This is a genomic window from Pseudarthrobacter sp. NPDC092419 (assembly GCF_044755045.1).
Classification (GTDB): Bacteria; Actinomycetota; Actinomycetes; order Actinomycetales; family Micrococcaceae; genus Arthrobacter.
Genome location: NZ_JBIVQF010000006.1, coordinates 157051 through 180695, shown reverse-complemented (window position 1 = coordinate 180695; position 23645 = coordinate 157051). Strand labels below are relative to the sequence as shown.

21 protein-coding genes are annotated in these 23645 nt (G+C 67.1%); 8 read left to right on the top strand and 13 right to left on the bottom strand.

What is annotated here, in order from left to right; genetic code table 11:
• Positions 1 to 18: 18 nt before the first annotated feature.
• Positions 19 to 474 carry an Lrp/AsnC family transcriptional regulator gene (locus ACIQC0_RS11580; protein ID WP_377216233.1) on the bottom strand — a complete coding sequence of 152 codons (456 nt, stop codon included), beginning with the start codon at positions 472 to 474 and terminating at the stop codon, positions 19 to 21.
• Positions 475 to 581: 107 nt separating this feature from the next.
• Between ACIQC0_RS11580 and ACIQC0_RS11575 the strand changes: the two genes are divergently transcribed.
• Positions 582 to 1235: a LysE family translocator gene (locus tag ACIQC0_RS11575; protein ID WP_400535046.1), complete on the top strand. Its 654-nt coding sequence runs from the start codon at positions 582 to 584 to the stop codon at positions 1233 to 1235.
• On the opposite strand, the gene ACIQC0_RS11570 is transcribed toward ACIQC0_RS11575, so the two are convergent.
• The 6 genes from ACIQC0_RS11570 to ACIQC0_RS11545 all read right to left on the bottom strand — a co-directional run bounded on the left by ACIQC0_RS11570 (position 1232) and on the right by ACIQC0_RS11545 (position 7047).
• Positions 1232 to 2209, bottom strand: coding sequence for a hypothetical protein (locus ACIQC0_RS11570; RefSeq protein WP_377216235.1), 978 nt, complete (start codon positions 2207 to 2209; stop codon positions 1232 to 1234). The genes ACIQC0_RS11575 and ACIQC0_RS11570 overlap by 4 nt on opposite strands.
• A 51-nt stretch (positions 2210 to 2260) precedes the next feature.
• Positions 2261 to 2764, bottom strand: a complete 504-nt coding sequence (locus ACIQC0_RS11565; RefSeq protein ID WP_400535044.1) for a DUF456 domain-containing protein — start codon at positions 2762 to 2764, stop codon at positions 2261 to 2263.
• 57 nt (positions 2765 to 2821) lie between these two features.
• On the bottom strand, positions 2822 to 3274 hold the full coding sequence (locus ACIQC0_RS11560; RefSeq protein ID WP_400535042.1) for a hypothetical protein: 453 nt from the start codon (positions 3272 to 3274) through the stop codon (positions 2822 to 2824).
• Between the two features lie 246 nt (positions 3275 to 3520).
• The gene (locus ACIQC0_RS11555; RefSeq protein WP_400535040.1) at positions 3521 to 4717 is read right to left on the bottom strand and encodes an NADP-dependent malic enzyme; all 1197 of its coding nucleotides are present in this window, start codon (positions 4715 to 4717) and stop codon (positions 3521 to 3523) included.
• A 293-nt stretch (positions 4718 to 5010) separates the two neighbouring features.
• Complete coding sequence (locus ACIQC0_RS11550) at positions 5011 to 5619, bottom strand: TetR/AcrR family transcriptional regulator (RefSeq protein ID WP_400535038.1); 609 nt, start codon at positions 5617 to 5619, stop codon at positions 5011 to 5013.
• A gap of 159 nt (positions 5620 to 5778) precedes the next feature.
• Positions 5779 to 7047 carry an MFS transporter gene (locus tag ACIQC0_RS11545; RefSeq protein ID WP_400535036.1) on the bottom strand — a complete coding sequence of 423 codons (1269 nt, stop codon included), beginning with the start codon at positions 7045 to 7047 and terminating at the stop codon, positions 5779 to 5781.
• Positions 7048 to 7175: 128 nt separating this feature from the next.
• Between ACIQC0_RS11545 and rraA the strand changes: the two genes are divergently transcribed.
• The 3 genes from rraA (at position 7176) to ACIQC0_RS11530 (ending at position 11092) form a co-directional block, all read left to right on the top strand.
• Complete coding sequence (gene rraA / locus ACIQC0_RS11540; RefSeq protein WP_400535034.1) at positions 7176 to 7649, top strand: ribonuclease E activity regulator RraA; 474 nt, start codon at positions 7176 to 7178, stop codon at positions 7647 to 7649.
• A 104-nt stretch (positions 7650 to 7753) separates the two neighbouring features.
• The gene (locus ACIQC0_RS11535; RefSeq protein ID WP_400535032.1) at positions 7754 to 9418 is read left to right on the top strand and encodes an MDR family MFS transporter; all 1665 of its coding nucleotides are present in this window, start codon (positions 7754 to 7756) and stop codon (positions 9416 to 9418) included.
• Between the two features lie 234 nt (positions 9419 to 9652).
• Positions 9653 to 11092, top strand: a complete 1440-nt coding sequence (locus ACIQC0_RS11530) for a sugar porter family MFS transporter (protein ID WP_400535030.1) — start codon at positions 9653 to 9655, stop codon at positions 11090 to 11092.
• A 69-nt stretch (positions 11093 to 11161) separates the two neighbouring features.
• Here ACIQC0_RS11530 and ACIQC0_RS11525 read toward each other — a convergent pair whose 3' ends face one another.
• Genes ACIQC0_RS11525 through ACIQC0_RS11515 form a run of 3 tightly spaced genes read right to left on the bottom strand, consistent with a single transcriptional unit; the run spans position 11162 to position 15096 of the window.
• A complete protein-coding gene (locus ACIQC0_RS11525; RefSeq protein ID WP_400535028.1) occupies positions 11162 to 12325 on the bottom strand; it encodes a mannitol-1-phosphate 5-dehydrogenase in 1164 nt (387 codons plus the stop codon).
• Positions 12325 to 14325, bottom strand: a complete 2001-nt coding sequence (locus ACIQC0_RS11520; protein WP_400535026.1) for a PTS mannitol transporter subunit IICBA — start codon at positions 14323 to 14325, stop codon at positions 12325 to 12327. Before ACIQC0_RS11520 ends, ACIQC0_RS11525 begins: the two co-directional genes overlap by 1 nt.
• A 48-nt stretch (positions 14326 to 14373) precedes the next feature.
• Positions 14374 to 15096 (bottom strand): TetR/AcrR family transcriptional regulator, encoded by a 723-nt coding sequence (locus tag ACIQC0_RS11515; RefSeq protein ID WP_377216246.1) that lies wholly within the window; start codon positions 15094 to 15096, stop codon positions 14374 to 14376.
• Between the two features lie 91 nt (positions 15097 to 15187).
• On the opposite strand from ACIQC0_RS11515, the gene ptsP reads away from it, so the two are divergent.
• From ptsP to ACIQC0_RS11500, 3 genes are read left to right on the top strand one after another with little or no spacing between them, the layout of a single operon-like run.
• Positions 15188 to 16873, top strand: a complete 1686-nt coding sequence (ptsP, locus tag ACIQC0_RS11510) for a phosphoenolpyruvate--protein phosphotransferase (RefSeq protein ID WP_400535024.1) — start codon at positions 15188 to 15190, stop codon at positions 16871 to 16873.
• Between the two features lie 38 nt (positions 16874 to 16911).
• On the top strand, positions 16912 to 17307 hold the full coding sequence (locus ACIQC0_RS11505; protein WP_377216248.1) for a helix-turn-helix domain-containing protein: 396 nt from the start codon (positions 16912 to 16914) through the stop codon (positions 17305 to 17307).
• Entirely contained in the window at positions 17304 to 18077 is a 774-nt protein-coding gene (locus ACIQC0_RS11500) for an alpha/beta fold hydrolase (protein WP_400535022.1), read from the top strand. The genes ACIQC0_RS11505 and ACIQC0_RS11500 overlap by 4 nt, the downstream gene beginning before the upstream one ends.
• Positions 18078 to 18120: 43 nt before the next feature.
• Here the strand turns inward: ACIQC0_RS11500 and ACIQC0_RS11495 are convergent, their stop codons facing one another.
• Positions 18121 to 19338, bottom strand: coding sequence for a PucR family transcriptional regulator (locus ACIQC0_RS11495; protein ID WP_377216250.1), 1218 nt, complete (start codon positions 19336 to 19338; stop codon positions 18121 to 18123).
• A gap of 234 nt (positions 19339 to 19572) precedes the next feature.
• Here ACIQC0_RS11495 and ald point away from each other — a divergent pair, with 234 nt between their 5' ends.
• Positions 19573 to 20691, top strand: a complete 1119-nt coding sequence (gene ald, locus ACIQC0_RS11490; protein WP_377216251.1) for an alanine dehydrogenase — start codon at positions 19573 to 19575, stop codon at positions 20689 to 20691.
• 14 nt (positions 20692 to 20705) lie between these two features.
• Here ald and ACIQC0_RS11485 read toward each other — a convergent pair whose 3' ends face one another.
• Positions 20706 to 21779, bottom strand: a complete 1074-nt coding sequence (locus tag ACIQC0_RS11485) for a Gfo/Idh/MocA family oxidoreductase (protein ID WP_400535019.1) — start codon at positions 21777 to 21779, stop codon at positions 20706 to 20708.
• A gap of 129 nt (positions 21780 to 21908) precedes the next feature.
• Complete coding sequence (locus ACIQC0_RS11480; RefSeq protein ID WP_377216253.1) at positions 21909 to 23621, bottom strand: ABC transporter family substrate-binding protein; 1713 nt, start codon at positions 23619 to 23621, stop codon at positions 21909 to 21911.
• Positions 23622 to 23645 lie beyond the last annotated feature (24 nt).

The following is a 23645-nucleotide window of genomic DNA, read 5'->3' as shown; positions in this document are numbered from 1 at the left end:
CTGCGGCACGAAGCGGTGCTAGACGGGTGGCCCGGCGTTGGGCTTGACCGTCTTCATGACCAGTGTCGAGGTGAGCCGCTCCACGCCCGGCAGCGACGTCAGTTCCGAGTCGTAGAACCGCTGGTACGCGGGCAGGTCCTCGGCAATGACCTTAAGGAGGTAGTCGGGCGAGCCGAACAGCCGCTGGGCCTCGACGATGTTGGGATGGTCCGCCACGCGGCCCTCGAAGATTTCCATCGTGGGCCGGTCCACCTGGCGCAGAGTGACGAACACAATCGCTTCAAAACCAAGGCCGACGGCGGCCGGGTCGATGTCCGCTTTATAGCCCCGGATCACGCCGGACTGCTCCAGGTCGCGCAGCCGGCGGTGGCATGGCGCCACGGTCAGGCCCACCTTTGCGGCCAGCGCCGTGGCAGTCATGCGGCCGTCCTCACGGAGGTGGCGCAAAATATTCCTGTCGATATGGTCGATCACGCAATAATCTTATTGACTGCAGCGATGGTTCAGCTAAAAAGGGACAGCACTTTCGTCCCGGAACTTCCTAAGGTTTGTGCAATACGACATTCCGACAGGAGAATCCCATGAATCCCGAGCTGTTCCTGGCCTTCATCGTGGTGGCGGTTGCGCTGGCCTGCACTCCGGGAGTGGACTGGGCGTTCACCATCGCCGCGGGTCTCCGGCAGCGCAGTTTCGTCCCCGCCGTTGCCGGCCTGTGCAGTGGCTATGTCCTGCACACCGTCCTGCTGGTGGCGGGCATGGCCGCACTGCTGGCCGGCATGCCCGGCGTATTGGGATGGCTCACCGTGGCCGGCGCCGGGTACCTGCTGTGGCTCGGCATCAGCACCCTCCGCACGTGGCGGGGGGCCTCCTTCAGTGCGGGAGCCGCCGTCGGGCGTTCCGGTCCGGGAGGTTCCGGAAGCCCAGGTGGAACCCAGCTCAAGGCCTTCCTGCAGGGCGTGGGCACCAGCGGCATCAACCCGAAAGGGCTGCTGTTTTTCGTGGCCCTGGTGCCGCAGTTCGTCAGTGCGGATGCGGCCCTGCCGGTTCCGGTGCAGTCCGGCCTGCTGGGCCTGACGTTCGTGCTGCTGGTCGCGTTCATCTACACGGCGGTGGCACTGCTGTCCCGGACGCTGCTGCAGAGCCGCCCCACTGCCGCCCGCGCGGTCACACTCGCCAGCGGCGTGCTCATGGTGTTGTTGGGAGCTGCACTGCTGGGTGAACAGGTCCTGGCTTAGTCGTCGCTGAGCCGGCGCCAGTCCTGCTCCCAGATCCGGCGCAGTTCCTGGTCCTTGCGGATGGGCACCGGCGCCTCCAGTTCCTTCTGCGGCACGGGGTCTTCATGCCTCCTGCGCCAGTCCCGAGGATTGAGCGACCGGCGGGACGATTCCAGGAGCAGCAGCGCCCGGTCCGTCAGGGCGTCATTCCGCAGCATCACATGGGTCTTTTTGCGGCGCAGGACTTCGGCGATGGTGTCCTGCGCGGCGTTCAGGCGGCCTTCACGGCGGAGTGCGCGGGCGCGGACCAGGAGGAGCGCGGCGGAGAGGTCGTCCGCGTTCAGCAGCCCCTCGGTCCAGTCGATCACGGTGCGGCTCCTGCCCAGCGAAAGGGCCAGGGTGCAGCGGGCCAGGGCGGCGGGGAGCGACGGAGGCAGCCCGGCCAGCGCCTCCAGCGCCGCTTCCGTCCGGCCCGTCTCGCGGAACGAATGCGCGAGCGCCAGGAAGACGGACTCCTCACTGAAGAGGACGGGGACGGCCAGGCGTTCGGCGACCTCGACCCGGGTGACTACGCGCATGAGGTAGGTGGAGGAGTAACGGTTGGCGTCGTCGTCGTTCCTGGTGGCCAGGCCGCGCTGCAGCAGCTCCGAGGCTCGCAGGTAGCCGCCGTGCTGGTACTCAAGCAGCCCCGCCATCAGGTAGCAGAGGCCGGCCCAGCCGGGATTGGCGCGGGCCAGGCTGATCAACGGGGCCGGTTCACGGCTGGTGAAGATGGCCTGGTGGACGGCCTTGGCGGGCCGGGGGAGAAGGAGCCGGGGGCGCGGGACCGGGCCGTCCACCGCGAGCAGTGCCGGATGGCGGCCACCGAGCGCGCCGGTAATCAGCTCCCCCACTCCCCCGGCGAGATCGTGGACCGGCGTGCGTACCTGCAGCGGGCCGAACGGAGTGAGGTCCCGGCTGTCCCAAAAAATCGGTGCAGAGTCCCCGGCGGTCATCTTCCTATCTTAACGGCGCATTGGCCCCCGGCGACGATCGCGCCCACGGGATCAGCCATTCAGCGCGGCCACCCAAACACCCAGCACCCAGGTGCTCGCGGCGAGGCAGGCCAGCCCGAACTCGGCCAGCATGCCCAGCCCGGTCGCCTTAAGTGCAGCCCAGCTGGACGTGGCAGCGGTGCCAAGGTTCCGTGTCCGGGCGAGTTCGCTGAGCAGCAGGCCCGCCGCAAACCCGACGAACAGGCCGGCCACGGGGATGATGAACATGCCCACCACGCCTGCCGCCAGGCCCACCACGATGCTGTGCCCCGGAATGGCGTGCTGCTTCAGCTTCCGGCCGGTCAGCACGGCGCTGGCGCCCATCCCCGCGGCGACGAAGAGCATGCCCACGGCGAACACCACCCAGCCGGCGGCTCCCGCGCCGCCCCAGATGGCCCACGCGAGGAGCCCGGCACCGATCAGGATGCTGCCCGGCAGGACCGGAATGATTGTCCCTGCCACCCCCACCAGGATCGCCAGGCCGCACAGGATGGTCACCACGGTCTCGGAGTTCATGCGCTCCAGTCTAGGGATGGGCGGGCCGCTTTACGTGCGGCCGCCCATCCCGCTGCGTCAGCTCTGGTAGCCGCCGTCGTCGTACCACACGGAGTAATGCGAAATGTCCTTGCCGTTCGTTGGTGTAATCGTCAGAACCGTAACTGGACTGACGTAGACAACTTCAGTCAACTGTCCTGCCTTGACGCAATAGGCCGTGATGACCTTTCCATCGGGTGCGTACACCGTGACACTTTCCGGGTCCCCCGAAACGTCAATCTTGCCGGAATCGCCTCCGTCACAGACGTCGGGCACAGCCATGGCCGGCGCAGCTGCGCCGCCAAGCAATACCAGTGCGGCAACAGCGCCGGCAGCTAATAGCTTCTTCATTTTCGTTTGCTCCTTCTCCAGTTGTTTCATGACGATCCCCACAACGCCCCAGCTGCAGCCATGAAGGTTCGGCGAAAGTCGGGCCGGCGGCGCCAACAACAGGAAGCGGAGGTCCCGGACCAGTAGTTGATGAAGTTCCATTTTGCCGTCCACCCTGCAACAAATCACAGACGCTCTTGCCGCGAATGAGAAATCCGTCGCCATCCCAGCGTAGGGAGGAGGAAGAGCAGTCACCCGGGTAGCCGGTACTCCATTTATGGGGCGGCGCCTACCCAGTCGGGTGCGGCTCTCCCTTGGACCCACATAAATTCCGCACACCGCAGACACCACGGCGGCGCCTCCTTGCGTGAGGAGGCGCCGCCGTCGTGGTTTGCTGCGGGAAGAGCCCTACTGCGCAGCCGCTGCCGCCACTGCCGCGGTGACAGCGGGTGCGACGCGCGGGTCCAGCGGGCTGGGGACGATGTAGTCCGCCGCAAGGTCCTCTGCCGCGAGCTCGGCGATGGCGTTCGCCGCCGCGAGCTTCATGGCCGGGGTGATGCGGCGGGCGCCGGCGTCCAGCGCCCCGCGGAAGATACCGGGGAACGCCAGGACGTTGTTGATCTGGTTGGGGAAGTCGCTGCGGCCCGTCGCCACGACGGCGGCGTACTTGGCAGCGACCTCTGGGAGGACTTCGGGGTCCGGGTTGGAGAGCGCGAAGACGATGGCGTCCTGGTTCATGACCTGCAGGTGTTCCTCTGCCAGCTTCGACGACGAGACGCCGATGAAGACGTCCGCTCCGGCCAGGGCCTCGGCGGGTCCGCCGCTGATGCCGCGGGGATTGCTGCGGCCGGCGATGTCTGCCTTCTTGCTGCCTGCATCGGCGGCAAGGTCGGGACGGGCGCTGTTGATGACGCCGCGGGAGTCCAGCAGCACGACATCGGAGATGCCGGCGGCCAGGAGGATTTCCGCGACGGCGATGCCCGCGGCGCCGGCGCCCGAGACGACGATCTTGAGACCTTCCAGCCCACGGCCGGTCACCTTGGCGGCGTTGGTCAGGGCGGCGAGGGCCACGACGGCGGTGCCATGCTGGTCATCGTGCATGACCGGGCAGTCGAGTGCTTCGATGAGCTTTTCTTCGAGCTCGAAGCAGCGCGGGGCGGAGATGTCCTCCAGGTTCACGGCTCCGAAGCTGGGGCGTAGGCGGACCAGGGTCTCCACGATCTCGTCCACGTCCGTGGTGTTAAGCACCAGGGGGATGGAGTCGAGGTCGCCGAAGGTCTTGAAGAGGGCGGACTTGCCCTCCATGACGGGCAGGGACGCACTGGCGCCGATGTTGCCCAGGCCCAGGACGGCCGTGCCGTCGCTGACGACGACGACGAGGCGCTCGGCCCAGGTCAGGGTACGGGCCAGCTCCGGCTGGTTGTGGATGGCGCGGCTGACCTGGGCGACGCCGGGCGTGTAGGCGATGGAAAGGTCGCGCTTGTTGGACAGCGGAACGGTGCTGGTTACGGAGAGCTTGCCGCCCTGGTGGGCGTGGAATATCTCGGCCTCAGTCAGCGCGGTGGCTGCGGAATTATCGGTGGTGGTGATGGCGTCAATGGACACGTCGTTGTCTCCTGGTGCTGGCCGTCCTCAGACGGCACGTGGTGGTCCGGCCCGCCGCGGGGCGCGGGCTCCGGGATGGAATGGGTTGCGTCAGGAAACCCAAGGGTGGCGGGTCCGTGGAAGCTGCGGGGATGCGCCCTGTGGCTTCGCTCTGAAGCAATCGTAGGCAATAGGGAGGGCCGGAAAATTGGTCCTTGACATGGCTCGACCTCAGCTAAAACATTTTATCACCCCGGAATGTGATCCACGTCATGTGATTATGGCGGATTTATTGCTGGATTGGTCTAGACCGGTTACGCGCTGTGGTGGAGTGTGTAGCCCACGCGGTCACCGCAGGAGAGGTGCGAACACGCCTTCTTGAGGTCTTCTTCAGCCTCAAACAGCGACAAGCGGCGGTTCCTGACGGACTGGACCAGACCAGTGACCACCAGCAGCAGCATGCGGGCTGCCGTCCGGTCGGCGCTGGCCTCCCCGACAATGCGCTCGCTCAGCTCATCGATCTCGCGCAGCAGGGCGGTGGCGTCGTGGTTCGGCAGGTAGACCCCGCGGCTGAGGCACTGCTCGACGGCCGGCTGCATGACCCGCATGTGGAAGATCTCCATCAAAAGTCCGGTGAGCCCGCGGCCCCGGAACCGCGGAGTAATCACCAGCCCTTCGGCCTCAAGCTCCTCAAGCTGGTGGCGGTACAGGGCCAGCATCAGGTGCGTCCGGGTGGGAAAGTAGCGGTACATGGTGCCCAGCGGGACGTCAGCCCGGGCGGCAACTTCGGTGAGCTCCACGTCGCACAGCCCCTTGCGGGCGAAACTCCCGGCCACGCCCAGGATGCGGGAATAGCGCAGCTGCTGCCGCGGAGCGGAGGGTCGGGCGGCCATGGGCGGATGATCTGGAAAAGTCTCAGGCATCATATTCCGGGGGTTGGTTTCGACGTTGCAGCAGTCGGGACCTTCCCCATCACGGACCGCCTGCAATCCGGATTAACTATACGTCACGGCTCCGTTGCGTAATTAGTCAGGTGACTTAGCTTCCGAAGGATCCGGAACCTTCGAGTCCGCGGGCAAAGGTCAGGCCACGCCCTTGATTTTCACCACGAAAACGGCCCCCAACAGACCGATGACGGCCGCCGTCATGAACAACGTGGCATACCCGCCGAGGAACTGGACCGAGAGAAACGCCAGGCCCGGCGCCACCACCTGGGGCAACGAATTGGCCACGTTGATCACGCCCATGTCCTTGCCCCGGTCTGCGGCCTGCGGCAGGACCTGGGTGAGGAGAGCAAAGTCCACGGCCAAATAGGCGCCAAACCCGATACCGAGCACCGCGGCGCCGGCAAGCGCACCCGGCCACACCGGAAAGAACGCCATGATGGTGCCGGCCATGGCGATGGTGGCCGATGAGCAGATAACGAAGGGCTTCCGCCGGCCCACCCGGTCGCTCCAGGGGCCGGCGAGCACCGCCGTCACCATGACCATCAGCGCGTAAATGCCGGTGAGAATGAGGACCCCGGCGGCCGGATCATCGTGCCTGATGACGTCCCGCAGAAAGAAGAGCAGGTAGACGATGGTCATCTGGTTCCCCACATTGACCAGAAAGCGGGTAAGCCAGGCCCAGCCGAAGTCCGGGTAACGCCTGGGGCTGACGTAGAACCCGCGGAGGAACGTTCCCGGCCGGAACGGCGGCAGCACCCCCGGAGCGAGGACTGGATCGTTCCGGTGGAACAGGTACGGCAGCACGGACAGGAGCAGCGCCGCCGCGCAGAGCCAATACCCCACCATGAAGTTTCCGGACACCACGGCCCCGAACACCGCCCCGGTCAGGATCCCCAGCGTCTGTCCCATGGCCGCGAGGCCGCCCACCCCTCCGCGCTGGGGGATGGGGACGCGGTCCGGAACGGCGGCGGTGATGGCGGCGTACGCCGCGTTGGCGCCGAGCTGGACCAGGCACCAGAAGAGCACCATCAGGGCCACCGCGGTGGCACCGGACATCGCCAGGAGCGCGGCCGCAGCAAGGATCGCACCGGCCAGGACCCAGGGGGACCGCCGGCCGAGCCGGGACGTGGTGCGGTCCGAGAGCGCACCGAACAACGGGTTGGCCACCAGTGAGACCGCGGCCCCGCACGCCGTGACCAGCGACAGGATCGCTTCCTTGCTGGGGGCGTCAATGCTGATGGCCTGCTGCCCGATGAAAACGTTGATGGGGCCGAAGAACGCGGCATTGATGCCCACGTTGACCAGCACCAGACCGGTCACCCAACGGGCCGTGACCTTTCGGGTGGGCTCGGCGAGCGCCGCGGCCGCAGGCTCCGCCGGAACGGGAGTGCTGGACAGGCTCATGGGCGTCTTTCCCCTGATGCGGCGGACGTGCGGCGGTGATGTCAGGAGTCAGACTATCGTGGGCGGTAACCCAAGCTACTGCAAGGACCCGCTGGGCCTACATCGCCCGCGCCGTATCAAGGAGACGCATGAACCAGCCCATCAACACAGCAGATCTCTACGACGAGCGCGGAGAGCAGCTGGCCTCCGTTCCGCTGCAATTCCAGTCGCTGGGCGGGCGGAGCCACTTCAGCGGCAAGGCCCGGACCATCCGCTGCTTCCAGGACAACGGGCTGGTCAAGGCCACGCTGGCCACCCCGGGCCACGGGGCGGTACTGGTGGTGGACGGCGGCGGCTCGCTGGGCACGGCGCTGATGGGGGACATGATCGCCGAGAGCGCCGTGGCGAACGGGTGGTCCGGCGTCGTTATTAATGGCGCCATCCGGGACCGCGAGGCAATCGCCCGACTGGATCTGGGCGTTAAGGCCCTGGGCAGCAACCCTCGAAAGAGCGCCAAGGACGGCGCCGGGGAGGTCGATGTGGACGTGGTAATCGACGGCGTGACTGTCCGGACCGGGGCCATGATCTGGTGCGATCCGGACGGCATCCTCGTGGAGCGTTAGGGACGCAGCGAAAAAAATCCCCGGCACTGGGAAGAAAACCGAGCATGGGATAGTTACTGAAAGCAACTATCGGCTTGATTCCCTTTCTTCCCCCTGGAGCCTCCATGTCCCAACGCCCTGCCGTGCCCGGCGCCGGCGAAACGCTGACCCAGCGCCAGATCGTCACCGTGATGGTGGGCCTGATGCTGGGCATGTTCCTGGCATCGCTGGACCAGACCATCGTGTCCACGTCCATCTACACCATCGCCAACGACCTGGACGGGCTCTCGCTCCAGGCCTGGGCCACCACGGCCTACCTGATCACGTCCACTGTCAGCACGCCGCTGTACGGCAAACTGAGCGACATCTTTGGCCGGCGGCCCCTCTACCTCACGGCGATCGCCATCTTCCTGGTGGGCTCGCTGTACGCCGGCTCGGTCAACTCGATGACCGAACTCGCCTTCGCCCGCGGCGTCCAGGGCCTCGGCGCCGGCGGCCTGCTGGCCCTGGCGCTGACCATCATCGGGGACATCGTCTCGCTCAAGGACCGGGCCAAGTACCAGGGCTACTTCATGTCCGTCTTCGGCATCTCCTCCGTGCTGGGCCCGGTGGTGGGCGGCGCGTTCGCCGGCGCGGAGACCATCCTGGGCTTCGATGGCTGGCGCTGGGTGTCCTTCATCAACCTGCCCATCGGCCTGGCCGCACTCGCCGTGGTGTTCCTCTTCCTGCACCTCCCCGCCAAGCACCTGAAGCAGAAGATCGACTACTGGGGAGCCGCGGCCATCACCCTGGCCATCGTCCCGCTCCTCCTGGTGGCAGAGCAGGGCCGCAGCTGGGGCTGGACCTCGCTTAACTCCTTCCTCTGCTACGGGCTGGGGGTGGCGGGCATCGTCTGGTTCCTGCTGGCCGAGAAGCGCGCGGGAGACTACGCACTGATCCCGCTGCGCCTCTTCCGGAACCACACCTTCGGCCTGTCCTCGCTGCTGAACTTCATCATAGGCATCGGAATGTTCGGGGCCATCGCGATGCTGCCGCTCTACCTGCAACTGGTGAAGGGCCTTACGCCCACGGAAGCGGGGCTCATGATGATCACCTTTACCGTGGGCATCCTGGCCGGCTCCATCACGGCAGGCCGCACCATTTCCGCCTCGGGCACCTTCCGGATCTTCCCCATCATGGGCACCGCGATCCTTACCGTGGCCGCACTGGCCATGGGCTTCTCCCTCGGAGTGGACACCGAACTCTGGGTCCCGGGCCTCATCGCGGTGTTCTTCGGCATGGGCCTGGGTTTCTGCATGCAGCCGCTCACCCTGGCCATGCAGACGTCCGTGCCTCCGCGGGACATGGGTGTGGGCACTTCCTCCGCCGCATTCTTCCGCTCCATGGGCGGGGCAGTGGGCACGGCCGTGTTCATTTCCATGCTGTTCAGCCTTGCCGCCGCCCGCATCGCGGACGGCATGAAGGCCGCCATGGCTGACCCGGCCTACCTGTCCGTCCTGGCGGACCCGTCGGTGGCTGCGGATCCGGCGAACGCCAAGCTGTACGAGTTCTTCCAGCAGGGCGCATCTGACGATTCGCTCAACGACACCAGCTGGTTGCACACCGCGAACAGCACGCTGACGCGGCCCATCACCGAGGGGTTCGCGCACTCGATCGACGTGGTCATGCTCACCGCCGCGGGCCTCACCGCGCTGGCCTTCCTGATCAGCCTGGCGCTGCCCAGGAAGAAGCTGACGGACCAGAGCGTCGCACGGGAGGGAGAGGACTCCCGGCAGGTCCCGGCCCACTAGGGGATCATCCGGGCGTCACGGGAGTGACGGATAACGAGCAGCCCGGGAGAGGAGGCGTACGACGGCGGCGCCTCCCGCCGTCGTACATTTCCGGCCGCCGCGTCCCCGGCCGCCCGAGTGGAACCGCGGGCCGTGGCGTGCCACACTGTACAGCGCGAGTGCGCCGGCCGGTTGGGCCGGGCAGCCGACGACGTCCGCACCGCATCCATCAAACCCCCAGACCCAGGGAGAACCATGCCCACTGCCCAGGAGCAGACGACCACGCACATTCCGAGGCGGGTGATCTGGCTGGCACTCGCGGGGGCGGTTGGTGGCTTCCTGTTCGGGTTCGACTCTTCCGTGGTGAACGGCGCCGTGGACGCGATGAAGGACGAATTCGCGCTGTCCGAGGCCGTCACGGGCTTTGCCGTGGCCATCGCCCTGCTCGGCTGCGCGGCCGGCGCGTACCTGGCCGGCAAGGTGGCGGACCGCTACGGCCGCATCCCGGCGATGAAGATCGGCGCACTGCTGTTCCTGGTGAGTGCACTGGGCACCGGCTTCGCGTTCAGCGTGTGGGACCTGATCTTCTGGCGCCTGGTAGGCGGCCTCGGCATCGGCCTGGCCTCCGTGATCGCACCGGCCTACATCTCGGAAATCTCCCCTCGGCAGGTCCGCGGCCGCCTGGCATCCCTCCAGCAGCTGGCCATCACCACCGGTATCTTCGCCGCACTGCTGTCCGACGCCCTGCTGGCCACCGGTGCTGGCGGCGCCGACCAGCCGCTCTGGCTGGGCCTCGAGGCGTGGCGCTGGATGTTCCTTGCCGCCGCGCTTCCAGCCGTCGTGTACGGCCGGGTTGCCTATACGCTGCCGGAATCCCCGCGGTTCCTGGTGTTCCAGGGCAAGGAAGAGCAGGCCCGGAAGGTGTTCAGTTCAATCGTGGCGGCCGGCGACGTGGACCGGCACATCCGCGAAGTCCGGGACGCCATCGAGGATGACAAACTTGCCGGACAGAAGGGCTCGCTCCGCGGTAAGACGTTTGGCCTGCAGGCCGTGGTGTGGGTGGGCATCATCCTTTCCGTGCTCCAGCAGTTCGTGGGCATCAACGTGATCTTCTACTACTCCACCACGCTGTGGAAGGCGGTGGGCTTCCAGGAGAAGGACTCGCTGGCCATCTCCGTGGCAACGTCCGTGACAAACATCCTGGTGACCCTCGTGGCCATCGCACTGGTGGACCGGATTGGCCGCCGACCCATCCTGCTGGCCGGGTCCGTGGGCATGGCCGTGTCCCTTGGGGCCATGGCGCTGGCGTTCTCCTCCGCCACAGGCTCGGGGTCCGAGATTTCGCTGCCGGGCGCGTGGGGTCCGGTTGCGCTGGTGGCGGCGAACGTCTTCGTGGTCAGCTTCGGCGCCTCGTGGGGCCCGCTGGTGTGGGTGCTGCTGGGCGAGATCTTCCCGTCCCGGATCCGCGCCCGCGCCCTGGGCCTGGCCGCAGCGGCGCAGTGGGTGGCGAACTTCGCCATCACCCTGAGCTTCCCGGTAATGGCCGCAGGCTCGCTGCCGCTGACCTACGCCATGTACGCGCTGTTCGCCGCGGCGTCCTTCTTTTTCGTCATGTTCAAGGTGCCGGAAACCAATGGCATGTCCCTGGAACAGGCCGAGACGCTGTTCGTCGCGAAAGGCTCGGCTAAGGCGTAGCACCCCGCCCTCAACGCACGACGCCGGCACCCGGGTGGGTGCCGGCGTCGCGGTTTAAGCGGGATGGGGTCAGTTCGGGGCGGCTGCCAGTTCCGCCTGCCGCTCCTCCACCAGGGTGGCGACGGCGTTGAACAGCGGGTGCTCCGGCTCCAGCCCGGTGATCCGCGCCGTTGCCCCTGCCGCGCTTTCGGCGGCCAGGATGGCTGCCAGCTCGGTAGCCTCGGCGTCGGCCGGGTCGGTGAAGCGCAGCGCGGCGGCGATGGCCCCCAGCAGCGCCTCCGGGACAACGCCGCGTTCGGCGAGCTCAGCCGCCGGACCGATGAACCGCTCGTGCCGGCTCAGCTTCCGCAGCGGCGCCCGCCCCACCCGGGTGACGGTGTCCGGCAAGTGCGGGTTGGCGAAGCGGACCAGAATCTTCTGGACATACGCCTCCTGCTCGTCGTTGCTGAAACCGTGCTTGGCCACCAGGAGTTGCTTGGTTTCCTCCAGCACCGCCCGGACGTCCTCGGCCACGTCCTGGTCCGCCATCGCGTCGGAGATCTTCTCCAGCCCCGCCTCGAACCCGAGGTAGGCGGCCGAGGCGTGCCCGGTATTGACCGTGAACAGCTTCCGCTCGATGTAGGGCGCGAGGTCGTCCACGAAGGTGGCACCGGGAATTACCGGTGCGGCATCACCAAAGGCAGTGCGATCGATGACCCACTCGTAGAACGTCTCCACGGTGACGTCCAGGCCCTGCCCGGGCTCCTGGTTGGGCACGATCCGGTCCACGGCTGTGTTGGCGAACACAACTTTCCCGTCCAGGGCACCTGCGGCGGCGCCCGGCTGGGCGGCCACCTCCTTGGCCAGGATGTCCGTGGCGTTGATTGCGTTCTCGCACGCCATCACCTGCAGCGGTGCCAGGCCGGGCTCCCGCGCAACGATGCCGCGCGCAATAACCGGCGCCACGAACTTCAGGATGTGGGGTCCCACCGCCGTCGTGACGATGTCCGCCGTCGCGATTTCCGCAACGAGTTCCGCCTCCTGCGTGGTGGAGTTCAGCGCTCGGAAGTTGTTGACCGTCCGCACGGCGGGGTCCTCCCCCACCTCGTGCACCGCGTAGCTGTCCGCGGCCGCCAACTGCTTGATCAGCTCGTCGGCGACGTCCGCGAACACCACCTCGTAGCCGGCGTCGTGCAGCAGCAGTCCCACGAAGCCGCGGCCGATGTTCCCTGCGCCGAAATGGACAGCCTTCACTAGGAATTGACCTTTCCGAAGAGCGCCAGGACCTCGTCCACGGTGGTGGCAGCCTCCAGCCGGGCCACCTGCTCCTTGTCCGTGAACACCTTGGCGATGGAGGACAGGATGTGCAGGTGCTCGTTGTTCACGCCGGCCACGCCCACCACGAACTTGACCTCCTTGCCGTTCCAGTCGATGCCCTGCGGATAGCGCACCACGGACACGGCCGACGTGCGGATGTGGTCCTTGGCGGCGTTGGTGCCGTGCGGGATGGCCAGGTAGCTGCCCATATACGTGGACACGGATTCCTCGCGCTCGTGCATCGCGGCCAGGTAGCCCTCATCCACGGCGCCACGGGCCAGCAGCAGCTGCCCTGCCTCGTCGATCGCGGCGTCCCGCGTGGTGGCGGAACCTTCCAGGATCACGCTGTCGCGCGCCAGCACCTCGGGTGCCGCGCCGGTTTCGGGGCGTACGACGGCGGCACTTGCCTCAGGCGCGGCAACGGCCTCCGCCTCCCCTTCAGTGTTCTTCTCCCGGACCAGCTCCACGATCTCGTCGTAGCGCGGGCTGTTCATGAAGTTGTCCACGGAGTAGTGCACTGCGCTTCCGGTCGAATGCTTTGCCCGCTCTGTGAGGTCCTGGTGGGTGACCACAACGTCGTAGGTGTCGCTGAGGTTGGCGATGGAGGCGTTGGTGACCTTCACCTCCGGGAAGCCGGCCGCCTTGATCTTGTTCCGCAGCACGGAGGCGCCCATGGCGCTGGAGCCCATCCCGGCGTCGCACGCGAAGACGATGTTGCGCACCGGCCCGGCCAGGACGCCCACGCCGCCGCCTGCGGCAGCACCGGCGCCGGCGGCGGTCAAGGTGGAGGCAACTGAGCTCTTTTTGCCCTTCATCTGCTCCATCTTCGCGGTGGCGTCGTTGAGGTCCACCTCATCACTGTGCTTGGTGGTCTTGAGGATCACCGAGGCCACCAGGAAGGACACCGTAGTGGCCAGCAGCACCGAAAGGATGACGCCCACGTAGCTGTCCCGGGACGTCTGGGCGAGGACCGCAATGATGGAGCCCGGGGCTGCCGGGGCAACCAGGCCGGAACCGGTGATGGCCAGCGTTGCCACGCCGGTCATGCCGCCGGCGATGGCGGCCAGGATGAGCAGCGGGCGCATCAGCACGTACGGGAAATAGATCTCGTGGATGCCACCCAGGAAATGAATGATGGCCGCACCGGGAGCAGAGGCCTTGGCCACGCCGCGGCCGAAGAACATGTAGGCCAGCAGGATGCCCAGGCCGGGGCCGGGGTTGGCTTCGAGCAGGAACAGGATGGATTTGCCCTGCTCCAGGGACTGCTGGACGCCCAGCGGGGTCAGCACGCCGTGGTTGATGGCGTTGTTCAGGAAGAGGACCTTGGCCGGCTCGATGAAAATGCTGGTAAGCGGCAGCAGGCCGTTGTCCACCAGGAACTGGACCACCCTACCGGCGCCTTCGCTGAATGCGGTGACCAGTGGCGAGATGCCGTAGAAACCCAGCATGGCCAGGAGCGCGCCCCAGATGCCGGCGGAGAAGTTGTTGACCAGCATTTCGAAGCCCGGGCGGATCTTTCCGTCCCAGAGGGAGTCGATCTTCTTCATGGTCCAGCCACCCAGGGGACCCATGATCATGGCGCCAATGAACATCGGGATGCCGGCGCCCACGATCACGCCCATGGTGCCGATGGCGCCCACCACACCGCCGCGGACGTCATAGACCATCCGGCCGCCGGTGTAGGCAATCAAGAGGGGCAGCAGGTAGGTGATCATGGGGCCCACCAGGCCGGTGTTGGGATCGCCCTCCGCATTGGTGCCGAAACCGCCCAGTTCCGGCACCGGCAGCCAGCCCTTCTCGATGAAGAGGGCCGTGATGATGCCCCAGGCGATGAACGCGCCGATGTTGGGCATGATCATTCCGGAGAGGAAGGTGCCGAACTTCTGGACGTGCACGCGCGCGCTGGTACGTGGCTTTGCAACTGTCTCTGTTGCCATGTGAATTCCTAACCGTGATTCCTGCGGCTCCGCAGGATGGTCCGATGTCTAAGAGCTGGTGCTGATCCGGTGAAGCCATTCGAGGAACAGTTTGAGTTCCGAGCTGGAGAGCTGGTCGGAGTGCGAGGCCTGAAGTGCGGCGTTCAGGGCAATCGCTGCCACCACCACCGATGACTTTCCGGAGCCGCCCGGAGCCGCATCGGCGGCACGCTCGGTGGCCACGGCGTAAATCATGGCGTCGCGGGTCATGGTGGATAGTTCGAGGTTCCGTTCGGCGGCGGGCTCCGCAATCAGCATCAGCGTCACGCCCACGTTGGCCGCCAGGATGGACCTGGCCGCCTCGCGCGGCTGGACGTTCAGCTGGCCCGCCACCGCTGCCTTGTTCAGCATTTCCTCCATGAGCGCCTCTGCATCAGCCACGATGGCCGGGCGGCTTTCCGGACGGATATTGCCGAACATCACCAGGTACAGCTCCGGCTGGTTGAGGCCGAACTGGACGTGGTTGTCCCACATTCTCCGGATGTCCTCAAGAGGGTTCCCGGACGGGGCGAAATCACGTTCCCCGGCGACATATTCCTCGAAGCCGGCCGCGACGACAGCGTCGAAGAGGCCTTCTTTGTCGCCGAAGTGGTGGTACAGCGTGGGGGCGGTAACCCCCGCCAGCTGCGTGATCTGGCGGGTGGAGACGGGCGTCCCCGCGGATTTGGCCAACAACTCCGCCGCAGCACGCAGCAGTCGCATTTTGGGGGGAAGCTGGCCATCCAAACTCATAACCGCTACCCTAGCACCTATAGCATCGCTATATGAACTGAATCACATACAATTTTTTTCCGGCACATTTCCGTAGACCTAAGGACCTTCAGTGCAGAACTTCCCAGGAGTTGGCGTCAGCCCCGGCCGTATCATCGGCACCGTCCGGCAGATGCCCAAGCCCATCAGCGAACCGCCTGCAGGCCAGCAGCTGGCAGAAGGCACTACTCCTGAGGAAGCCACTGCAGCGCTGAAGGCCGCCGCCACCGCCGTCCATGACGAGCTGAAGGCCCGCGCGGCGCACGCCAGCGGTGACGGCAAGGCAGTCCTGGAAGCCACCGCACTGATGGCTAAGGACACCATGCTGATCAAGGGCGCCGCCAAGCTGGTGGCCCGCGGTACCTCGGCCGAACGCGCTATCTGGGAGTCCGGTTCCTCCGTGTCGGAGATGCTGCTCAACCTGGGCGGCTACATGGCCGAGCGTGCCACGGACGTCCTGGATGTCCGTGCCCGCATCGTGGCGGAGCTGCGCGGAGTGGCCGCACCCGGCATTCCTGCCTCGGACACCCCGTTTGTCCTGGTGGCGGACGACCTCGCCCCGGCGGACACCGCCACCCTGGACCCCAACAAGGTCCTGGCTCTGGTGACCTCCGGCGGCGGGCCGCAGTCCCACACCGCCATCATCGCCCGCTCGCTGGGACTGCCCGCGGTGGTTGCCGCCGTCGGCGTTGACGAACTGCCGGACGGCGCCGAGGTCTACGTGGACGGCGCCGCCGGCACTGTCACCGCAGAGCCTGACGCTCAGCTCCGCGACGCCGCCGAGGCCTGGGCGGCCACCGCGTCCCTGCTGGCCGAGTTCACCGGTACCGGCATGACGGCGGACGGCCACGAGGTGCCGCTGCTGGCCAACGTGGGTGGCGGCAAGGACGCAGAGGCTGCCGCCAAGTTGGGCGCCCAGGGCGTGGGCCTGTTCCGCACCGAATTCTGCTTCCTGGAACGGGACACCGAACCCTCCGTGGAAGAGCAGGCCGCGGCGTACAAGAGCGTGTTCGACGCCTTTCCCGGCAAGAAGGTGGTCCTGCGCACGCTGGACGCCGGGGCCGACAAGCCGCTGCCCTTCCTCACCGATTCCACCGAACCCAATCCGGCCTTGGGCGTCCGCGGCTACCGCACCGATTTCACCACCCCCGGCGTGCTGGACCGGCAGCTCGAAGCCATCGCGCTGGCAGCGGACCAGTCCGAAGCGGACGTGTGGGTCATGGCACCGATGATCTCCACCGCGGAAGAGGCCGCACGCTTCGCCTCCATGTGCGCGGACGCCGGCATCAAGACACCTGGCGTGATGGTGGAGGTTCCCTCCGCCGCCCTGACGGCCGAGTCCATCCTGCGCGAGGTCGGGTTCGCCAGCCTGGGCACCAACGACCTCACGCAGTACGCCATGGCGGCGGACCGCCAGCTGGGCCCGCTCGCCAACCTGAACACCCCCTGGCAGCCGGCCGTCCTGCGCCTGGTGGGCCTCACCGTGGAAGGCTCGCGGGCGGAAGGCAGCAACAAACCCGTGGGCGTGTGCGGTGAGGCTGCCGCGGACCCGGCCCTCGCCGTCGTCCTTACCGGCCTGGGCGTGACCACCCTGTCCATGACCGCGCGCTCCCTGGCCGCCGTAGCTGCCGTGCTGAAAACCGTAACCCTGGCCGAGGCGCAGGAACTGGCCAAGCTGGCCCTCTCCGCCCCCAGCGCCACCGAGGCCCGGGCCTGGGTGCGGGAAAAGCTGCCGGCCCTGTCGGAGCTCGGCCTGTAGCTGCCCGCGCTGGGTATATCGGCGGCTAGGCTTCTGCCATGGCATTGATAGCTCCCCGGGTCACGGCAGGCCTGCCCGCAGAGGAAGCGCGCAGCCTCACGCGCGCGCTCGAAGGCGGGCAGGACATCACCGTGTTCGTTGACGGCACCGTCCACCGCCTGCCCGGGGAGGCAAGGGACGCCGTCGTGGACCTCCTGGCGCGGCTGGGGCGGGGCGAAACGGTGACCGTGGGCAGCGTGGAGGAGATGCTGACCACCTCGCAGGCTGCGGAACTGGCCGGCATCTCGCACACGTACCTGCGCAACATGACGGACCGCGGCGAGATCCCGGTGGAGTACCGCGGTACGCACCGGCGCATCCGCCAGGCCGCCATCATGGCGTGGTTGGAAGGCCAGAAGAAGAAACAGTCCGAAGGCTCCGGGGACCAGGAGTGAAGCTGCGGTCGGAGACCGTCCACGCCGGCGGGCTCACGGGGCGCATCCTGTGGGCCGGCGGGACGTCCGCGCCGCACGGCGGGGAACCTGCGTACGTGCTGATCCACGGCATCGGCGTGTCCCACCGCTACCTGGCGCGGCTGCACTCGGTGCTCTCGGCGTCGGCCCCAACGTACTCCGTGGACCTGCCCGGTTTCGCCGGCACGCCCAAACCGGGCCGGCAGCTGTCCGTTGCCGATTACGGCGCGTTCATCGCAGAGGCCTTGGCCGCGTGCGGCATCACCTCCTATGTTCTGGTGGGCCACTCGATGGGAGTGCAGTTCGCCATCGAGGCGGCCCTGGCGGCTCCCGAGCGGGCGGAACAGCTGGTACTGATGGGACCGGTGGTGGATTCGCGCCATCGGAGCGTCCGGCGCCAGTCGCTGGCGCTGTTCCTGGACGCCCTGCTGGCCGAGACCCCGTCGTCCAACTGGGCCGTATTCACCGACTACCTCCGCTGCGGCCCGCGCTGGTACTTCACCGAACTGCCCGTGATGATGGCCTACCGCACCGAGGAACGGCTCCGCTCCGTGGCCGCTCCCGTCCTGGTGCTCCGCGGAGAACGCGACCGCGTGGCCGGGCCAGACTGGTCCCGCCGCCTGGCCCAGGCAGTTCCCCAGGGCCGTTTCGTCGAGATTCCCGGTGCGGGCCACGTGGCGCAGCACCTTCGGCCGGACGCCGTGGCGGAGGCCATCCGGAGCTTCGTCACGGCCACAGCGCGCCGCGCCTGAGGCCCTTGCTGCCGCGGCAAGCGTACGACGACGGCGGGACGCCTCAGATGCGTGGCCGCGCCGCCCAGCGCCGCATCTTGAGCGCGGCGTGGAGTTCCAGCCTGGCCATCCCCTTGAGCGGGTCCACGCCCAGCAACTGCCGGATGCGGCCCAGCCGGTTGTAGATGCTGCTGCGGTGGAGGTGGAGTTTGGCGGCCACGTCCTGCACGGAGCCGTCATTGTCGTAGAGCAGCTCCAGGACGGGGATGAGTTCCGCGTTGCGGTCGTGGTCCTCCAGCATCCGGTAGTAGACCGAGCCGGTGTCCGCCCAGGCGCCGGCCCCTCCCCCGGCGGATGCGAGGAGCTGGTAGACGCCGGTGGCGCGGCATTCCACCAGCTCGCCCAGCTGCGGATCCACCGCGGCAGCCTGCGCGGCCTGCTTCGACTGCCGGTACGCTTCCGCCAGCTCGCGGGGACGGGCAAAGCCTTCACTGATCCCCAGGATGATCCGGTGCACCGGCCGGCCGGAGCGCTTGGCCAGCTCCAGCTGGTAGTGGACCAGGACCTGCGCATGGCTGGCCCGTCCGGACATTTCACGGAACAGCACCACCGAGTGGGTTTCGGTGCCGGCACTGAAGAGGGCGGAGTCGACGCCGATGGTGGCCTGCAGCGCCGCCGACCGGTGGATCAGGGTGGACGCGATGGCGTCCGGGCCGCCGGACCAGCCATCGGAGTCCAGTACGGTCACCATCTGCCAGGGCCCCTTGCCCTGCACTTCCTTCCAGCCGGCCACCGCAGCCACGGCGTTCGGTTCACCGGCGCACGCGGCCAGGAATTCGCGTTCGCGGCTGCGCCGGAACTCCGATTCGGCGGTATTTGAATCCAAAAGCAGCCCGGACAGCGTCTCCAGCTCCTGGCTCACGCCGGGCAGCTGGGTGAGGATCGCCGTCGGGCTTTCCTCCGCGGAGTCCTGCTGCACCCAGAGGTACCCCACGCGGAAACCCCGCACCAGCAACGGCACGCACACCCGGCCCAGCATGCCCAGCTCCGGGTTGCCGGGCACCACCACGGGCCGCACCGCCGTGGCGATGCCGTGCGAAAGCTGCCAGGCGCTCACGTCCGCGGGGACCTTCTTGCTCAGGAGGAAGTTCACCCGGACCCGGTCGGCGTGGGACTGGTTAGAGCTGTAGGCCAGCAGCAGGCCGTCCAGGTCCTCCAGGGAAAGTCCCCGGCCCAGCTTCTGCGCCACGTGCTCGACGAGCTGCTCCACATCCTGCTGCATGGGCCAACAGTACTGCCTGCAGCGGCTCCTGCACGAACGGACATGAGGCGACACCTGACGCCCTGGAGCTGAACAAATGTCGAGCTGAGTGACGGGAATTCCGCGGAATTCCGCGGGCGGCCCCGCTTCGGCCGTTCTTGGCCGTGTCAGGTGGCTCACAACCGGTCCTATCGTGGATTAACGAATCCCCTTCCACCTTTTTCCGGCGAAACCGGCCGAGAACTGGAGCCAAAAATGATCATCGGCGTCCCCAAAGAAATCAAGAACAACGAGTTCCGGGTGGCCATCACCGCCGCCGGCGTGCACGAGTTCCGTACCCACGGCCACACCGTCCTGGTGGAGCGCGGCGCGGGCCTGGGCTCCGGCATCACCGACGAGGAATACGCCATCGCCGGCGCCGAGATCGTCAACGAAGCGGACGACGTCTGGGGCCGCGCCGACATGGTCATGAAGGTCAAGGAGCCGGTCAAGGCCGAATACCACCGCTTCCGCAAGGGCCTGATCCTCTTCACCTACCTGCACCTGGCCGCTGAGCCCGAGCTGACCCAGGAACTGATCAACTCCGGCGTCACCGCCATCGCCTACGAAACCGTCCAGGACGGCCGAGCGCTGCCGCTGCTGGCCCCGATGTCCGAGGTTGCGGGCCGCCTGTCCGTCCAGGTCGGCGCCACCTCGCTGATGGCCCCCGCCGGCGGCAAGGGCGTCCTGCTGGGCGGCGTCCCCGGCGTCCGTCCCGCCAAGGTTGTTGTGCTCGGTGCGGGCGTGGCCGGCACCAATGCCGCCGCCATGGCTCTCGGCCTGGGTGCCGACGTCACCATCCTGGACATCAACATCAACCGCCTGCGCGAACTCGACGCCCAGTACCAGGGCCGCCTGAAGACCGTGGCCTCAAACAAGTACGAGATCGAGAAGTCCGTGGTGGACGCAGACCTGGTCATCGGCTCCGTGCTGATCCCTGGCGCCAAGGCCCCCAAGCTGGTCACCAACGACCTCGTGGCCCGCATGAAGCCGGGCTCGGTCCTGGTGGACATCGCCGTGGACCAGGGCGGCTGCTTCGAGGACACCCGTCCCACCACGCACCAGGAGCCCACGTACAAGGTCCACAACACGATCTTCTACTGCGTGGCCAACATGCCCGGCGCCGTGCCCAACACCTCCACGTACGCACTGACCAACGTCACCCTGCGCTACGCGGTGTCCCTGGCCAACCTGGGCGTCAAGGCTGCCTTCGACCGCGACCCCGCCCTCGCTGCCGGCCTCAACATCGCCGCAGGCCACGTGGCACACCACTCGGTGTCCGAGGCGCACAACCTGCCCCTCGTCGCCGACTGGCACGAACTGGTTTCCGCCTAGCCCCATCGATTGCCCTAGGCGAGTGCCCGGGCCTCCTCGATGATCTCGAGGACCCCGACGGCGTCTTCCGGACTTACCGGGAGCGGCGCCGCCGGGGCCGGGCCAGCCAGAATCTTGTCCGGGAGGATCCTGTCCGCCAGGATCCGGTAGAACTCGGAATAGGCGCCGCGCTCAGTGGGCAGGGCATCCAAGTGGCCGTCACGGCCCAGCTGCCCTGCCCACTCCGGCGCCTCCCGCCCGAAGTCCGGATCGAGCGGACTTCCTCCGGCCGCAATGTACGGCTCCTGCGGGTCCACCCCGTTCTTGGTATAGCCGCCGCCGGAACCCAGCACGCGGAACCGGTGCCCCTGCTGGGCGCACATCAGGTTCATGGTCAGGTGGCTCGTCACCCCTGAATCGTGGCGCAGCACCAGGAAGGCGTCATCCTCGGCGCGTGCGTCCGGCCGGCGGGTCTCCAGCTCCGCATGGACGACGCGCGCCGGGCCGAAAAGCTGCAGGGCCTGGTCAATCAGGTGGGTACCCAAGTCAAACAGCACACCGCCTCCCTCCCCAGGCGTGGCGGATGCTTTCCACGCCTTGGACGTCACGGGCTGCCACCGCTCAAACCGCGATTCGAACCTCGTCACCGTGCCCAGCGCCTCGGCGGCCAGCAGTTTTTGGACGGTCAGGAAATCGCCGTCCCAGCGCCGGTTGTGGAACACGGTGAGTACCCGGCCCAGGTCCTCCGCCAGCTGCACCAGTTCCCGGCCCTCGCCGCTGGACACGGCAAACGGCTTGTCCACCACCACGTCCAGCCCGGCCTCCAGCGCCGCCTTCGCCAGCGGGTAGTGCGTGGCCGGCGGAGTACCCAGGACCACCAGGTCCAGTTCGGCGGCGACCCCGAACACCGCGGCGGCGTCGGGCACCGTCCTGGCCCCTGGATGGTGCGCCGCCGCAGCTGCCTGCCGGCCGGCGTCGGACGTTGCGATGACCTCCAGCGAGTAGCGCGGATCCGCCGCGATAAAAGGCGCGTGGAACACGCGCCCGGACAGGCCATAACCCACGACGGCGGTGCGGATGGTGCGCGGAAAGGCGTCAGTCTGGCTCATCCCACCAACGCTACCCCCACCCTCTCTCACCTGATGCCCCTTAAAAGCGGACGCTCTCTCACTTCCCGCCGCCGGACGTCGCGGAAGTGAGAGAGCGTCTGCCGAAAACCGGCATCTATTGAGAGTGGGCTACTTCTTTTCCCAGCCGATGGTGGTCCAGTCCGGAACCTGGGACAGGCTCTGGAAGAGGGACGGCCCGTAGTTGGCCAGGCCGGTGCGGACGAACGAGATCTGCGGGCCGTTCATGACCGGGCCCATCGAGAAGTACTTCGCCATGTGATCCTTCTCGACATCCATGGCTGCCTTGTTGCGCTCGGCGTTGTCCTCGATCGAGGCAAGGTCGGCGATCTTCTTGTCCAGTTCCGCGTCTCCCAGGCCGTTGACGTTGGTCTTGGAGTCATAGAACTGCTTCACAGTGTCCGTGGCGTCGGCGCCGACAGTGTAGCCGGAGACGCTCAGGTCGAAGTCCCGGCCGCCGATGACCTTACCGAAGTCCGCGGAGGCGCGCTGGTCAATGCCCACGTCCATGCCGCCCGCCTGAAGCTGCTTCTGCAGGGTCTGGGTAAAGGCGAGGGTGGTGGGATCGTCACCGAAGTTGCTGATCTTGAAGGAGACGGGCTTGCCGTCCTTCTCCATGATGCCGTCGGCGTTCTCGGTGTAGCCAGCCTCCGTCAGGACCTTCTTGGCAGCCTCCGGACCGGTCTCCTTGACCGGGTAGTTGTCCTGGTAGTAGTCGGAGAAGGGCAGGAGCATCATGGAGCCGGAGCTGGGTTCCTCCCAGTTCAGGCCGTTGAAGCGCACCTTGCGCAGGGCCTCGCGGTCCACGGCGCTGAAGATGGCCTTGCGGACTTCGACGTCGGTAATCTTCTGGGCGTTAAGATTCAGGCCGCCGGCAAACAGTCGCTGGCCGCGGCGGACTTCGGCGTCCTTGGTGCCTTCCAGCTGCTTGTACAGGGCGATGGTGTTGGCGGAGACGCCGTCGATCTCGCCGTTCTTGAAGGCCGCCACCTGGGCGCTGGTCTCCAGCTGGCGGAACACGACGCTGTCCAGGACCGGCTTGTTGCCCCACCACTTCTCATTGGGGACCATGGTCACGGTCAGGGCAGCGGAGTCATACTGGTCCAGCTTGAAGGGTCCGGCCATCCATTCCGGGTGCATCTCGCCCACGAAGCCCTCGTTGAAGATCTCCGGTGAGTTCACCGCCGGGTGGATCAGGCCGAAGAAGAGCGACTCGAGCGGGTACACCGGCTGTGACGTCTTGACGATGACTTCCTTGTCATTCGCGCCGGCCTCCACGGACTCCACGAACTCATATGCGCCGGAGCTGACAATGTCATAGCCGGCGTCTGCGCTCTTGAGGATGTTCCATGTGTTCTGGAAGGCCTTGACGTCGATGGGCGTGCCGTCGTTGTAGGTGGCCTTCTCATTGATCTTGATGGTGATGGTCTGCTTGCCGTCCTCCACCTTGCTCTCCACCGACTCGCAGAAATCAGGGTTGGGCGAGGCCTCGCCCTCGAAGTTCACCTTCCAGCAGCCGCCGATGCCGCCGCTGTTGATGGCAACAGGATTCATCGGAATCTGCAGTGCCGAGTTGTCCGAGCTGTTGCCGTCGTTCGAGAAACCGTTGAAGTTCGGGCCGATGCTGCCCAGGGGCAGGGTGACCTTCCCGCCGGGTTCCAGGTCGGCTGCGGGCTTTTCGTTAACGCTGATGAGCTTGGACAGGTCGCTGCCTGCCTCCTGCCCCTTGCCTGCGTCGGGGCCGGTGGAGCCGCCGCCGCAGGCCGTCAGCGTCAGGGCAGCAGCTACTGCTGCCACGCCGCCGATCCTGGTCATGTTCCTCATGGTGTTCCCTTCATTTGTGCGGGT

What these genes read in the sequence shown, in the direction of transcription:
- ACIQC0_RS11495 (WP_377216250.1), bottom strand. Translation starts at nt 19,338, where the DNA reads ATGCAGCAGGATGTGGAGCAGCTCGTCGAGCACGTGGCGCAGAAGCTG.
- ACIQC0_RS11560 (WP_400535042.1), bottom strand. Translation starts at nt 3,274, where the DNA reads ATGGAACTTCATCAACTACTGGTCCGGGACCTCCGCTTCCTGTTGTTG.
- ald (WP_377216251.1), top strand. Translation starts at nt 19,573, where the DNA reads ATGATCATCGGCGTCCCCAAAGAAATCAAGAACAACGAGTTCCGGGTG.
- rraA (WP_400535034.1), top strand. Translation starts at nt 7,176, where the DNA reads ATGAACCAGCCCATCAACACAGCAGATCTCTACGACGAGCGCGGAGAG.
- ACIQC0_RS11575 (WP_400535046.1), top strand. Translation starts at nt 582, where the DNA reads ATGAATCCCGAGCTGTTCCTGGCCTTCATCGTGGTGGCGGTTGCGCTG.
- ACIQC0_RS11565 (WP_400535044.1), bottom strand. Translation starts at nt 2,764, where the DNA reads ATGAACTCCGAGACCGTGGTGACCATCCTGTGCGGCCTGGCGATCCTG.
- ACIQC0_RS11550 (WP_400535038.1), bottom strand. Translation starts at nt 5,619, where the DNA reads ATGCCTGAGACTTTTCCAGATCATCCGCCCATGGCCGCCCGACCCTCC.
- ACIQC0_RS11570 (WP_377216235.1), bottom strand. Translation starts at nt 2,209, where the DNA reads ATGACCGCCGGGGACTCTGCACCGATTTTTTGGGACAGCCGGGACCTC.
- ACIQC0_RS11505 (WP_377216248.1), top strand. Translation starts at nt 16,912, where the DNA reads ATGGCATTGATAGCTCCCCGGGTCACGGCAGGCCTGCCCGCAGAGGAA.
- ACIQC0_RS11485 (WP_400535019.1), bottom strand. Translation starts at nt 21,779, where the DNA reads ATGAGCCAGACTGACGCCTTTCCGCGCACCATCCGCACCGCCGTCGTG.
- ACIQC0_RS11530 (WP_400535030.1), top strand. Translation starts at nt 9,653, where the DNA reads ATGCCCACTGCCCAGGAGCAGACGACCACGCACATTCCGAGGCGGGTG.
- ACIQC0_RS11515 (WP_377216246.1), bottom strand. Translation starts at nt 15,096, where the DNA reads ATGAGTTTGGATGGCCAGCTTCCCCCCAAAATGCGACTGCTGCGTGCT.
- ACIQC0_RS11480 (WP_377216253.1), bottom strand. Translation starts at nt 23,621, where the DNA reads ATGAGGAACATGACCAGGATCGGCGGCGTGGCAGCAGTAGCTGCTGCC.
- ACIQC0_RS11520 (WP_400535026.1), bottom strand. Translation starts at nt 14,325, where the DNA reads ATGGCAACAGAGACAGTTGCAAAGCCACGTACCAGCGCGCGCGTGCAC.
- ACIQC0_RS11535 (WP_400535032.1), top strand. Translation starts at nt 7,754, where the DNA reads ATGTCCCAACGCCCTGCCGTGCCCGGCGCCGGCGAAACGCTGACCCAG.
- ACIQC0_RS11545 (WP_400535036.1), bottom strand. Translation starts at nt 7,047, where the DNA reads ATGAGCCTGTCCAGCACTCCCGTTCCGGCGGAGCCTGCGGCCGCGGCG.